Raw genomic sequence first — 11,839 nt, 5'->3', positions numbered from 1 at the left:
CGATTCCGGTACGCCACGCCCTCAGACATCGCCCGCTTCGGCGGTATCCAGGGACGTCCTGGTAGGTCGGAAGGCCGAAACACCTACCAAGACGTCCCTAGATACCCGGGCGGAGGACGAGGACGGTCAGTCCTCGGCGGAGGCCGAGGTCTCCTTGGACTTGATCAGGTCCATGACGGTCGAGTCGGCGAGGGTGGTCACGTCACCCACCTCGCGGTCCTCGGCGACGTCCTTGAGCAGGCGGCGCATGATCTTGCCGGAGCGGGTCTTGGGCAGCTCCGGCACGACCATGATCTGGCGCGGCTTGGCGATCGCCCCGATCTCCTTGGCGACGTGCTTGCGCAGCTCCTCGACGATGTCCTCGCCGCCGTCGCCGGCGGAGTCGCGGAGGATGACGAAGGCGCACACGGCCTGGCCGGTGGTCTCGTCCGCCGCTCCGACGACCGCCGCCTCGGCGACCTTGGGGTGCGACACGAGCGCCGACTCGATCTCGGTCGTCGAGAGGCGGTGGCCCGACACGTTCATCACGTCGTCGACCCGGCCGAGCAGCCAGACGTCGCCGTCGTCGTCGAGCTTGGCGCCGTCGCCGGCGAAGTAGAGGCCGGGCCAGCGCGACCAGTAGGTCTCCTTGAACCGCTCGTCGTCGCCCCAGAGCGTACGCAGCATGGCGGGCCACGGCTCCTTCAGCACGAGGTAGCCGCCGTTGCCGTTGCCCACGGACTTCGCGTCGTCGTCGACCACGTCGGCCGAGATACCGGGCAGCGCCTTCATCGCCGAGCCGGGCTTGCCGGCGGTCACGCCGGGCAGGGGGCTGATCATGATCTGGCCGGTCTCGGTCTGCCACCAGGTGTCGACGACGGGGCAGCGGTCGCCGCCGATGACCTCGCGGTACCAGATGTAGGCCTCCGGGTTGATCGGCTCACCGACGGACCCGAGCAGGCGCAGCGACGACATGTCGTAGCCGTCGGGGATCTCGCGGCCCTGCTTCATGAAGGTCCGGATCGCGGTCGGGGCGGTGTAGAAGATCGTCACCTTGTAGTCCTGCACGATCTGCCACCAGCGGCCCTTCTCGGGGGTGCCCTCGTACATCACCTGCGTCGCGCCGTTGGCGAGTGGCCCGTAGACCATGTAGGAGTGGCCGGTGACCCAGCCGACGTCGGCGGTGCACCAGTAGACGTCGGTCTCCGGCTTGAGGTCGAAGACCTCCCAGTGCGTGAACGACGTCCCGGTGAGGTAGCCGCCGGTGGTGTGCAGGATGCCCTTCGGCTTGCCCGTGGTGCCCGAGGTGTACATGACGTAGAGCGGGTGCTCGGAGTCGTGCATCTCGGCCTCGTGGTCGGCCGACGCGCCGTCGACGGCCTCGTGCCACCACACGTCGCGCGAGTCGTCCCACGCGACGTCCTGGCCCGTACGACGTACGACGAGGACGTGGCGCACCAGGTCGCCGGTCTTCTCGACGGCCTCGTCGACGGCCGGCTTGAGCGCGCTGGCGGCTCCGCGGCGGTAGCCACCGTCGGAGGTGATCACGACGTGGGCGTCGCAGTCGGTGATGCGCGAGGCGAGGGCGTCGGCGGAGAAGCCGCCGAACACGACGGTGTGCGGGGCGCCGAGGCGGGCGCAGGCGAGCATCGCGACGACGACCTCGGGGATCATCGGCATGTAGATCGCCACCCGGTCGCCCTTCTGCACGCCGAGCTCGGTCAGCGCGTTGGCGGCCTTCGAGACCTCGTCCTTGAGCTGGGCGTAGGTGATGTCACGGGTGTCGTCGTCGGGCTCGCCGACCCAGTGGATCGCGACCTTGTCGCCGTTGCCGGCGTCGACGTGGCGGTCGACGCAGTTGACGGAGGCGTTGATGGTGCCGCCGACGAACCACTTGGCGAAGGGCGGGTCGGTCCAGTCGAGGACCTGGTCCCACTTCCGGCCCCAGTCCAGCCGTTCGGCGGCGTCGGCCCAGAACGCCTCGCGGTCGGCGTCGGCGCGGGCGTACGCCTCCTCCTGGACGTTGGCGTCGGCGGCCATCTCGGCCGGGGGCTCGAAGCGCCGGTCCTCGTGCATCAGGTTCGACAGGGTCTGCTCGGACAAGGCTCTCTCCTCGGGCGGGGCAGGTGCTGGGTCAGGTGCTGATCAGGGGCGGGGAACGAGGGAGGTGACCCCCTCGCCGAACCTACTCCGGCTCGGCGAGGGGGTCACCGGTGCTGCTGGACTCAGTGCTGGACGGCCTGCTCGGCGCCGGCGCCGGTGAGGGCGCGGACCTCGAGCTCGGTGTAGCGCTCCTCGGCGTCCGGCTCACGCTTGGAGATCGTGCCGATGTAGCCGAGCAGGAAGCCCAGCGGGATCGAGACGATGCCCGGGTTGTTGAGCGGGAAGATCGACCAGTCGGAGTCGGGGAACAGCGAGGTCGGGAGACCCGACACGACCGGCGAGAGCAACACCAGCCCGACGGCGGAGATGAGGCCGCCGTAGATGCTCCACACGGCGCCGCGGGTGTTGAACCGCCGCCAGAACATGTTGAAGATGATCGCCGGCAGGTTCGCCGACGCCGCGACCGCGAAGGCCAGTGCCACGAGGAACGCGATGTTGAGTCGCTGGGCCGGGATCGACAGCGCGATGGCCACCGCGCCGATGACGAACGCGGCGATCCGGGCGACCCGCACCTCGTCCTTCTCGGTGATGGGCTGGTCCTTCTTGATGACGCCCTTGTAGAGGTCGTGCGCCACCGAGGAGGAGCTGGCCAGCGTCAGGCCGGCGACCACGGCGAGGATGGTCGCGAAGGCCACCGCTGCGATGAGCGCCAGCAGGACCGCGCCGCCCGTGGAGCCGTCGCCACCGCCGACGGCTTCGGCAAGGAGCGGTGAGGCGAGGTTCTGGTTGCCCCCCTCGAGCGGGTCCACCTGGTCGCGGTCCAGAAGGGCAGCGGCACCGAAGCCGAGGACCAGCGTCATCAGGTAGAAGGCGCCGATCAGGCCGATGGCCCACAGCACCGACTTCCGTGCGTCCTTCGCGGTCGGCACGGTGTAGAAGCGGATCAGGATGTGCGGCAGGCCGGCGGTGCCGAGCACCAGGGCGAGCCCGAGGGACAGGAAGTCGATCTTCGACGTCAGGCTCGCGCCGTACTGCAGACCGGGCTGCAGGAACGCCTCGCCCTTCCCGGAGTTCTCCGCGGCCGCGCCGAGGAGGGAGGAGAGGTTGAAGTTGAACTCGACCAGCACCAGGACCACGATCAGCGCGGAGCCGAGCATCAGCAGCACGGCCTTGACGATCTGGACGTACGTCGTGCCCTTCATGCCGCCGACCACGACGTAGAAGATCATCAGCGCGCCGACGCCGATGATGGTGATGTTCTGGACCGCCTGGCTGTCCACGCCGAGGAGCAGCGCGACGAGCGTGCCCGCGCCGACCATCTGGGCGAGCAGGTAGAAGATCGACACCACGACCGTCGAGACCGACGCCGCCGTGCGGACCGGGCGCTGGCTCATCCGGAACGCCAGCTGGTCGGCCATCGTGTAACGACCCGCGTTGCGCAACATCTCTGCGACGAGCAGCAGCGCGACGAGCCACGCGACGAGGAAGCCGATGGAGTAGAGGAAGCCGTCGTAGCCGTAGACCGCGATGGCGCCGGAGATGCCGAGGAACGACGCCGCCGACATGTAGTCGCCGCCGATGGCGAGACCGTTCTGGAAGCCCGAGAACGACCGTCCGCCGGAGTAGAAGTCGGCGGCCGTCTTGGTCTGGCGGCTCGCCCAGAAGGTGATGCCGATCGTGAGGGCGACGACCGACAGGAACAGGAACGTAGTGAGGACCTGGGTGTCCATCAGGCGTCGTCTCCCTTGCGGTAGTCCGCCTCGAGCTGGCGGGCCAGCGGGTCGAGCTTGGCGGCGGAGAAGCGGGCGTACATCCAGGCGAGGCCGAACGTCGTCACGAACTGGAGGAGGCCGAAGATCAGCGCCACGTTGATGTGGCCCCAGACCTGCGTCGACATGAAGTCGCCCGCCCAGCTGGAGAGGATGACGTACAGCAGGTACCAGGCCAGGAACGCGACCGTCGCCGGGAACACGAAGCCGCGGTAGCGACGCCGCAGCTCGGCGAACTCGGGTGTCGCATGCAGCCGGTCGTAGATGGGATCGTGGCGCGCGGCCTGCTCTTGCTGTGTCACGGATCGGGTCCTTCCGAGCGCGGGATGGCCACGGGGTGTGACCGCCGTCACCGTGGCACCGGTCACTCGCCGCGCGGGAGGGGTGCGCGTCGCCGCGTCGGTCGATGGGCGTCGTCGGTCGCCCAGCGGTCGGTGTCGTACGACGAACGGTCGGAGCGTGCGTCGGGTCAGGCGCTGAGCTCGGCCCAGGCGACCTTGCCGCTCGCCGTGGAGTCACAGCCCGAGCGGCGTGACAGGACAGCGACGATGGCCATGCCCCGGCCGTCCTGGTCACCGGGCAGTGCGCGGTGGTAGCGGGGCCACGCGCTCGACCCGTCCTCCACCGACACGCGTACGACGTCGCCGGTCCGCGCGAGCGAGGCCCGGAACGGCGAGCTGCCGTGGGTGACCGCGTTCGTCGCGAGCTCGGACGTGATGAGGACGGCATCCCCGACGAGGTGGTCGAGGTCCCAACCGGCGAGGGTGTCCCGCACGAAGCCGCGGACCGAGCCGACCGCGGCAGGGACGGGCAGGTGCACGCCCGAGCGGACGACGTCGTCGTCGGCCTTGGCCCCACCGTGGGGCGGGTGCAGCCCGGCCAGGCTGACGTGGTCGTGGAGACCGCACATCCGGGCCACATCGCCGAGCTCCGCGTCGGCGAGCAAGGACCCCGGGTAGGCGCACAGCAACCGGATCGGGTGTCGCGCTATCGCGCTGTTCCAGAGCAACTCCAGCTCGATGGCGGCCGCCACCTCGCCCCGTTCCCAGAGCATGGCGACCATCTCCCCGAACGCGCTCACGCCTGGTCCGCCCACCGGGACCAGGGACGCGAGGAAGGCTGAGAACAGTCCCGGGTCGGGGCGCCCGTCCACCAGGAAACGCGCCATCGCCTCGTCGGCGTCGAGCGTGGTCAGGCGGCCGTCCCGGCGCGCCCGGTCGACGTCGACCCCACGCGCGGACAGGAGCGCATCCACCGCGTGGCGGTGCGCAGGGCGGCTGACGGTGACGACCGGAACGCCCTCGTCGAGCGAGGTCGCGACGAAGTCGGCGACGTGGGCGACGAGCGACGCGGCCTCGTCATAGGCCGCGACCGCGTGCACTCGGTCGGTCATCGAGCAGAACCCCTCACCACCACCGAGCCGAGCCCTCGGTCCCACGTCTGTCCCTGTTTCCCCTGGGATTGTGCACCCTCCAGCCTCGTGCGGGAAGGGAGGAACGATCAAGGCTTGACCGCGTCTCGACCTCACGTCGTGAGGTCGTGAGGAGAAGTTGACGACTCCGCCACTGGAGCGGCAGGCCGGGTGACACACCGGGAGCAGACGCTCGTCGACATGAGCACCCCCGCCACGGACAACCGCCGCGCGCGTCGCTGGATCGAGGACTGGCGCCCGGAGGACGCCGAGTTCTGGGAATCGACCGGACGCGCGGTCGCCCGCCGCAACCTGGTGTGGTCGATCTTCGCCGAGCACGTCGGCTTCTCGGTCTGGCTGATCTGGAGCGTCTCGTCGGCGTTCCTGCTCGCGCAGGGCTTCGCGTTCACCCCGCAGCAGCTGTTCCTGCTCGTCGCGCTTCCCAACCTCGTCGGCTCGCTGCTGCGGCTGCCCTACACGTTCGCGGTGCCGAAGTTCGGCGGGCGCAACTGGACGATCGTCAGCGGTGCGATGCTGCTGGTGCCGACGCTGCTGTTCGCGTACGCCGTGCAGGACCCGACGACGCCCTACTGGGTCTTCTGCCTGATCGCCGCGACCGCGGGGGTGGGTGGCGGCAACTTCGCCTCGTCGATGGCCAACATCAACTTCTTCTACCCCTCCGACAAGAAGGGCGCGGCGCTCGGGCTCAACGCGGCCGGCGGCAACCTCGGTGTCTCGCTGATCCAGCTGCTGCTCCCGGTCATGGTGGGCGGCGCCGGCATCTTCGGCCTCGTGCAGGCGTCGGGCGGCGGCATCCACCTCGAGCGGGCGGCGTACGCCTATGCGGGCCTGGCGATGCTGGCGACGGCCGCCGCGTGGCTCTGGATGGACAACCTGGCGACCGTGACGTCGTCGCCACGGGAGCAGATGCAGGTCGTGAAGCAGCGTCGGACCTGGCAGCTGTCACTGCTCTACATCGGCACGTTCGGGTCGTTCATCGGCTACTCGGCCGCGATGCCGCTGCTGATCAGGCTCAACTTCTGGGTGCCGGAGCCTGCCCCGCTCGGTACGGGTATCTACTTCGCGTTCTACGCCTTCCTCGGCGCTGGTGTCGGCTCGCTGACCCGTCCGTTCGGCGGGTGGATGGCCGACCGCTGGGGCGGCGCTCGGGTGACCCTGGCGTCGTTCGTCGCGATGGTCGTCTTCACCCTCGGGGTGCTGTGGACGGTCAACCAGCTCACGCCCAACCCGGGCGCCGACCCGGCCGTCGCGAGCGCCAACGCCGCCTGGTTCCCGCTGTTCCTCGGCTTCTTCCTCTGCATCTTCGCCGCCACCGGCGTCGGCAACGGCTCGGTCTACAAGATGATCCCCGCCCTCTGGAAGGCCTCGGCGGAGCGCGCGACCGCGCCGGGCACGCCGGAGCGGGCTGCCGCACTCACCTCGGCCACCCGGCAGTCGTCCTCCGCGCTCGGGGTGATCGGCGCGGTCGGTGCCGTGGGCGGCTTCCTGGTCCCGCTCGCCTTCGCCGCCCCCTGGGTCGGCGACCCGCTCACCGCGACGCGTGCCGCCTTCACGGTCTTCACCGCCTACTACGTCGGCTGCGCCACACTCACCTGGGTGCTCTACCTGCGTCGACCGGTGCGGGCCCACGGGCTCGCCGCCGCTGAAATCTGACGGGAGATCTGATGACCGCGACGCAGACCGAGACCCACTGCCCCTACTGCTCCCTGCAGTGCGGGATGCGCCTGGCAGGTCGGCGCACGCCCGAGGTGTCGGCCTGGGAGGAGTTCCCCGTCAACCGCGGGGCGCTGTGCCGCAAGGGGTGGGCCGCGGCCGGGCTGTACGGCGGTCGCGAGCGGCTCACGTCGCCGCTGGTGCGCGACCGGGAGACCGGCGAGTGGTCGGCCGTCTCGTGGGACGACGCCCTCGACCGGGTCGCCGCCGGGATCCGCGCCGCCCAGGTGGCGGGCGGATCGGACGGGGTCGCGGTGTTCGGCGGTGGTGGGCTCACCAACGAGAAGGCCTACTCCCTCGGCAAGTTCGCGCGAGTCGCGCTCGGCACCTCGCAGATCGACTACAACGGTCGCTGGTGCATGAGCTCGGCCGCCTCGGCGGGCATCCGCGCCTTCGGCCTCGACCGCGGGCTGCCGTTCCCGCTCGCCGACGTCGAGGAGACCGACGTGCTGGTGCTCGTCGGCTCCAACCTCGTCGAGACGATGCCGCCCGCAGCCCGCCACCTCGACCGGCTGCGCGAGCGGGGCGGCAAGGTCGTCGTGATCGACCCGCGGCGTACGCCGACCGCGGACCGCGCCGACCTGCACCTCCAGCCGGTGCCGGGCACCGACCTCGCGCTCGCGCTGGGGGTGCTGCACCTGCTCGTCGCCGCCGGCGCGGTCGATGCGTCGTACCTCGCCGAGCGCACCACCGGCTGGGAGGACGTGCGCGACTCGGTCGCCTCCTGGTGGCCCGAGCGCGTCGAGCGGGTCACCGGGATCGACGCGCACGAGGTGCGGGCGCTGGCGGAGATGCTGGGAGCGAAGTCCCGCGTCATGGTGCTCACCGCGCGCGGGGCGGAGCAGCACTCGACGGGCACGGACACCGTGCTGGCCTGGATCAACGTCGCCCTCGCGCGGGGCATGGTGGGCAGGCGCGGTGCGGGCTACGGCTGCCTGACCGGCCAGGGAAACGGCCAGGGCGGGCGCGAGCACGGGCAGAAGGCCGACCAGCTGCCCGGCTACCGGCGCATCGACGACCCCGCCGCCCGCGCGCACGTCGCCGGCGTGTGGGGTGTCGACCCCGACGCGCTGCCCGGCCCCGGGCGATCGGCGTACGAGCTCCTCGACGCGCTCGGCACGCCCGACGGGCCGTCCGCGCTGCTGGTGCTCGGCTCCAACATCGTCGTCAGTGCGCCGCGCGCGACCCACGTGACCTCGCGGCTGGAGGCGCTGGACCTGCTCGTGGTGTGCGACGTCGTGATGTCGGAGACCGCGGCGCTGGCCGACGTCGTGCTGCCGGTGACGCAGTGGGCAGAGGAGACCGGCACGATGACCAACCTCGAGGGTCGGGTGGTCCTGCGGCAACGCGCGATCACGCCACCGTCGGGCGTGCGGACCGACCTCGAGGTGCTCGCGGGACTGGCCGAGCGGATCGGCTCGCAGGCGTCGTTCCCGACCGACCCGGAGGAGGTCTTCGTCGAGCTCGGCCGTGCGTCGGCGGGCGGCCCGGCCGACTACTCGGCGATCACCTACGACCGGATCCGCGACGAGCAGGGCGTCTTCTGGGGCGGCGAGCGGCTGTTCGCCGAGTCTTTCGCGCACGCCGACGGCCGGGCCCGGATGCACGCCGTCGAGCACCGCGGGGCGGCCGAGCAGCCGTGCGCGGACTACCCGATCCACCTCACCACCGGACGCGTGCTGGCGCAGTACCAGTCCGGTGCCCAGACCCGGCGGGTCCGCTCGCTGCCCGACGACGGCCCCTTCGTCGAGATGCACCCGCTGCTCGCCGGGCGCCTCGGCGTCAGGCAGGGCGACGCGGTGCGCGTCGCGACCCGGCGTGGCGAGATGACCGCCCCCGCGAAGGTGGTGCCGACGATCCGGCCGGACACGGTCTTCGTGCCGTTCCACTGGGTGGGGGCAAACCGGCTGACCAACGACGCCCTCGACCCGGCGTCCCGGATGCCGGAGTTCAAGGTGTGCGCCGCCCGCCTCTCACCGGTCGCGCATGCCTGAGCGGGTCGTGGTCGTCGGCGGCGGGATGGCGGCCGCCCGGCTGGGCGAGCACCTCGCCGGCGACGAGCGGTTCGCGGTCACGGTCCTCGCCGACGAGGCGAGCCCGCCGTACAACCGCATCCTGCTGTCGGCGGTGCTCGAGGGGACCCACGCGGCCGACGCGCTGACCCTGCGGTCGGCGGAGTGGTACGCCGAGCACGGCATCGACCTGCGCCTCGAGGCCCGCGTGCTCGAGGTCGACCGGGACGCCCGCGAGGTCGTGCTGGTCGACGGGCAGCGCGTCGCCTACGACCGGCTCGTCCTGGCCTGCGGCTCGATCCCCACCCTGCCGCCGATCCGCGGGCTGGTCCGCCGCGACGGCACCCTCGACCCGCGCGTCCACGCGTTCCGCACCCTCGACGACTGCCGCCGGCTGGACGCGGCCACCCGCTCGCTGGTCGAGGGGTCGGCCGCCCCGCTGGTCGAGGAAGGGCGGAGCCCTGTCAGGAGACCGAGGGCCGTCGTCGTGGGCGGCGGGTTGCTCGGCCTGCAGGTCGCGCGGGCGCTGGCGGTGCGCGGGCTGCTCACCGAGGTCGTCGAGGGGGCCGACCACCTCCTCGCCAGCCAGGTCGGCTCCGGTGCGGGGGCCGTTCTCGCCCGCGACCTGCGACGGCTCGGGACCGAGGTCTACACCGGCGCCCGCGCCGTCCGGCTCACCGGCGACGGGCTGCAGCTCGACAACGGCTACGTCCTGCCCTGCGACCTCGTCGTCCTCACCGCCGGGGGCCGGCCGTCGACCGCGCTCGCCCGCCGCGCCGGCCTGATGGTCCGTCGCGGGGTGGTGGTCGACCACACCCTCACCAGCGTCACCGACGACCGGGTGCACGCCATCGGCGACTGCGCCGAGCACCGCCGTCGTACGACCGGCTTCGTCCCTCCCGCGTGGGAGCAGGCCGAGGTGCTCGCCCGCCTGCTGCGCGGCGAGGAGGCGTCGTACGACGGCAGTCGGAGCGTCGCGCGCCTGCGCGCCACCGGCCTCGACGTCGCCGTGCTCGGCGACCCCGAGCGCGCGGAGGGCGAGGTCGTGGAGGTGACCAACCCGATCGCCGGCTCGCACCGCCGCCTCGTCGTGCACGGCGGGCGGATCGTCGCCGCGGCGCTCGTCGGCGACCTGTCCCGCGTCGGGCTCATCACCCAGCTCTACGACCGCGGGACCCTGCTCGGCCCCGACGAGCCCGGCCAGCTGCTCCTGCCCGAGGCGGCGGACGCCCCGGCGCCGCTGCCCGACGAGGCGGAGGTCTGCGCGTGCGCCGGCGTGACCGCGGGCGAGGTCCGTGCCTGCGCGTCGATGAGCGAGTGCGTCGACCGGACCCGGGCCACGACCGGCTGCGGCGGGTGCGCGGACGTCGTACGTCGCCTGGTCGAGGACAGCCCGGCGCCGGTCGCGGTCGGCTGACAACTTCTCCGCACGTCGCCGCGTCCCACGGGGGTACCGGAGGAGGGTGGCAGGTGAGCAGACGGGTCCTGGCTGGCGCGGCCGCGCTCCTCGTCGGCTTCTTCGGCGGCATGCAGCTGCACCAGGTGGTGGCGTCGCCCGACGGTCCGCAGCCGATGGTCCGCGCGATCGACCCGAGCGCGCACCGCGACGAGGAGGTGGTCTTCGAGGACTGTCCCCAGGCCGCGATGGCGCCGCCCTACCCGGTCAACGAGAACGGCATGTCCTACGGCTCCGGCGCCGGCATCGACGAGGACGACCCGGGGCCCGACCTGGTCGCCGCCTACGGCACCAACGGGAGGTGCGGCTTCGTCCGAGCCTCCGACCGGCAGCAGGACCTGCCGCGCAGCCCGGAGGAGGCGGCGGCCGACATGGCCGACGTCGACCCGGCAGGCCGCGACATCCCGCTCTACGCGCAGGACGGCGTCACCGTGATCGGCAGCTTCCACATCGGCCCGGGCAGGGTCTTGACCTCAGGTGCACCCGAGGCCCCACGATCGACTCCATGACCGATGCCCAGATCGCCGTCCAGGAGCTCCGGATCACCCTGACCGTCGACGACTTCGACGCTGCCGTACGTCTCTACCGCGACGCGCTCGGCCTGCCCGAGGTGGCCGACTGGAGCAGCGACCGGGGGCGGGTGCTGCTGCTCGACGCCGGCCGCGCGACGCTCGAGCTCTTCGACGAGGCGCAGGCCGCGATGGTCGACGACCTCGAGGTGGGGGAGCGGGTCTCGGGCAAGGTCCGCCTGGCACTCCAGGTGCCGGACGCCGACGCCGCTGCCTCGACGCTGGTGGCCGCCGGCGCCACGGCTGTCGCGCCCGCGGTGGACACCCCGTGGGGCGACCGCAACGCTCGCGTCGCCGCACCGGACGGCATGCAGCTGACGCTGTTCACGCTGACGGGGGAGTCCTGATCATCCAGAGGTCCGGGTCGGGCACCGGCTCGAAGCCGTGGCCCGCATAGACATCGTGGGCGTCCCTGGTCTTGAGCAGGGTGCGGCCGACGCCGAGCTCGTCGACACGCTGCGCGACCGCGGCGACCAGCCGATTGCCCAGCCCGCGTCCGCGGTGGTCGCGGTCGACGTACACGTCGCACAGCCAGGCGAAGGTGGCGTGGTCCGTGACGACGCGGGCGTACGCCACCTGCCGGCCGTCCTCGGTGAAGGCGCCGACGTTCAGCGAGTGCTCCGCGGCCGTCGCGACGGCCTCGCGGCTGCGCCCCAGGGACCAGTACGCGTCGGTGCTGAGCCAGTCGTGGACGAGGTCGAGGTCCATGGCGGCGAGGTCGGTGCGGATCGCGTAGTCGGTCACGCCCGCATCCTCGTCGATCGGGCTGGACCGGGCTTGAGCGCCGGTCGGCGCTGGCCGATCAT

10 protein-coding genes are annotated in these 11,839 nt (G+C 72.0%); 5 read left to right on the top strand and 5 right to left on the bottom strand.

The genetic code is table 11. The annotated features are described in order from the left end of the window. Nucleotides 1-126: 126 nt before the first annotated feature. The 4 genes from acs to JOD65_RS01000 form a co-directional block, all read right to left on the bottom strand. A complete protein-coding gene (gene acs / locus JOD65_RS01015) occupies nucleotides 127-2,082 on the bottom strand; it encodes an acetate--CoA ligase (protein WP_191194170.1) in 1,956 nt (651 codons plus the stop codon). Between the two features lie 122 nt (nucleotides 2,083-2,204). Next, nucleotides 2,205-3,812 carry a monocarboxylic acid transporter gene (locus JOD65_RS01010; RefSeq protein WP_191194171.1) on the bottom strand — a complete coding sequence of 536 codons (1,608 nt, stop codon included), beginning with the start codon at nucleotides 3,810-3,812 and terminating at the stop codon, nucleotides 2,205-2,207. Then, on the bottom strand, nucleotides 3,812-4,153 hold the full coding sequence (locus tag JOD65_RS01005; RefSeq protein WP_191194172.1) for a DUF485 domain-containing protein: 342 nt from the start codon (nucleotides 4,151-4,153) through the stop codon (nucleotides 3,812-3,814). The genes JOD65_RS01010 and JOD65_RS01005 overlap by 1 nt, the downstream gene beginning before the upstream one ends. Nucleotides 4,154-4,320: 167 nt before the next feature. Further along, the gene (locus tag JOD65_RS01000; protein ID WP_191194173.1) at nucleotides 4,321-5,244 is read right to left on the bottom strand and encodes an MEDS domain-containing protein; all 924 of its coding nucleotides are present in this window, start codon (nucleotides 5,242-5,244) and stop codon (nucleotides 4,321-4,323) included. Nucleotides 5,245-5,463: 219 nt separating this feature from the next. Between JOD65_RS01000 and JOD65_RS00995 the strand changes: the two genes are divergently transcribed. From JOD65_RS00995 to JOD65_RS00975, 5 genes are read left to right on the top strand one after another with little or no spacing between them, the layout of a single operon-like run. Continuing rightward, nucleotides 5,464-6,936 (top strand): MFS transporter, encoded by a 1,473-nt coding sequence (locus JOD65_RS00995; RefSeq protein WP_191194174.1) that lies wholly within the window; start codon nucleotides 5,464-5,466, stop codon nucleotides 6,934-6,936. An 11-nt stretch (nucleotides 6,937-6,947) separates the two neighbouring features. Then, on the top strand, nucleotides 6,948-8,990 hold the full coding sequence (locus JOD65_RS00990; protein ID WP_191194175.1) for a molybdopterin oxidoreductase family protein: 2,043 nt from the start codon (nucleotides 6,948-6,950) through the stop codon (nucleotides 8,988-8,990). Next, nucleotides 8,983-10,425 carry an FAD-dependent oxidoreductase gene (locus JOD65_RS00985; RefSeq protein ID WP_191194176.1) on the top strand — a complete coding sequence of 481 codons (1,443 nt, stop codon included), beginning with the start codon at nucleotides 8,983-8,985 and terminating at the stop codon, nucleotides 10,423-10,425. Before JOD65_RS00990 ends, JOD65_RS00985 begins: the two co-directional genes overlap by 8 nt. A 53-nt stretch (nucleotides 10,426-10,478) precedes the next feature. Further along, nucleotides 10,479-10,973 carry a hypothetical protein gene (locus JOD65_RS00980; RefSeq protein ID WP_191194177.1) on the top strand — a complete coding sequence of 165 codons (495 nt, stop codon included), beginning with the start codon at nucleotides 10,479-10,481 and terminating at the stop codon, nucleotides 10,971-10,973. Beyond that, nucleotides 10,970-11,380 carry a VOC family protein gene (locus tag JOD65_RS00975; protein WP_191194178.1) on the top strand — a complete coding sequence of 137 codons (411 nt, stop codon included), beginning with the start codon at nucleotides 10,970-10,972 and terminating at the stop codon, nucleotides 11,378-11,380. Before JOD65_RS00980 ends, JOD65_RS00975 begins: the two co-directional genes overlap by 4 nt. Here the strand turns inward: JOD65_RS00975 and JOD65_RS00970 are convergent. Continuing rightward, complete coding sequence (locus tag JOD65_RS00970; RefSeq protein ID WP_204810893.1) at nucleotides 11,358-11,777, bottom strand: GNAT family N-acetyltransferase; 420 nt, start codon at nucleotides 11,775-11,777, stop codon at nucleotides 11,358-11,360. The genes JOD65_RS00975 and JOD65_RS00970 overlap by 23 nt on opposite strands. Nucleotides 11,778-11,839 lie beyond the last annotated feature (62 nt).

The sequence above is a fragment of the Nocardioides cavernae genome, assembly GCF_016907475.1.
Classification (GTDB): Bacteria; Actinomycetota; Actinomycetes; order Propionibacteriales; family Nocardioidaceae; genus Nocardioides; species Nocardioides cavernae.
This window is presented reverse-complemented; position numbering and strand designations above follow the sequence as displayed.

Bases quoted from the DNA above. Each gene is read 5' to 3' on its own strand.
- JOD65_RS01010 (WP_191194171.1), bottom strand. From the start codon at position 3,812: ATGGACACCCAGGTCCTCACTACGTTCCTGTTCCTGTCGGTCGTCGCC.
- JOD65_RS00995 (WP_191194174.1), top strand. From the start codon at position 5,464: ATGAGCACCCCCGCCACGGACAACCGCCGCGCGCGTCGCTGGATCGAG.
- JOD65_RS01000 (WP_191194173.1), bottom strand. From the start codon at position 5,244: ATGACCGACCGAGTGCACGCGGTCGCGGCCTATGACGAGGCCGCGTCG.
- JOD65_RS00975 (WP_191194178.1), top strand. From the start codon at position 10,970: ATGACCGATGCCCAGATCGCCGTCCAGGAGCTCCGGATCACCCTGACC.
- JOD65_RS00990 (WP_191194175.1), top strand. From the start codon at position 6,948: ATGACCGCGACGCAGACCGAGACCCACTGCCCCTACTGCTCCCTGCAG.
- JOD65_RS00985 (WP_191194176.1), top strand. From the start codon at position 8,983: ATGCCTGAGCGGGTCGTGGTCGTCGGCGGCGGGATGGCGGCCGCCCGG.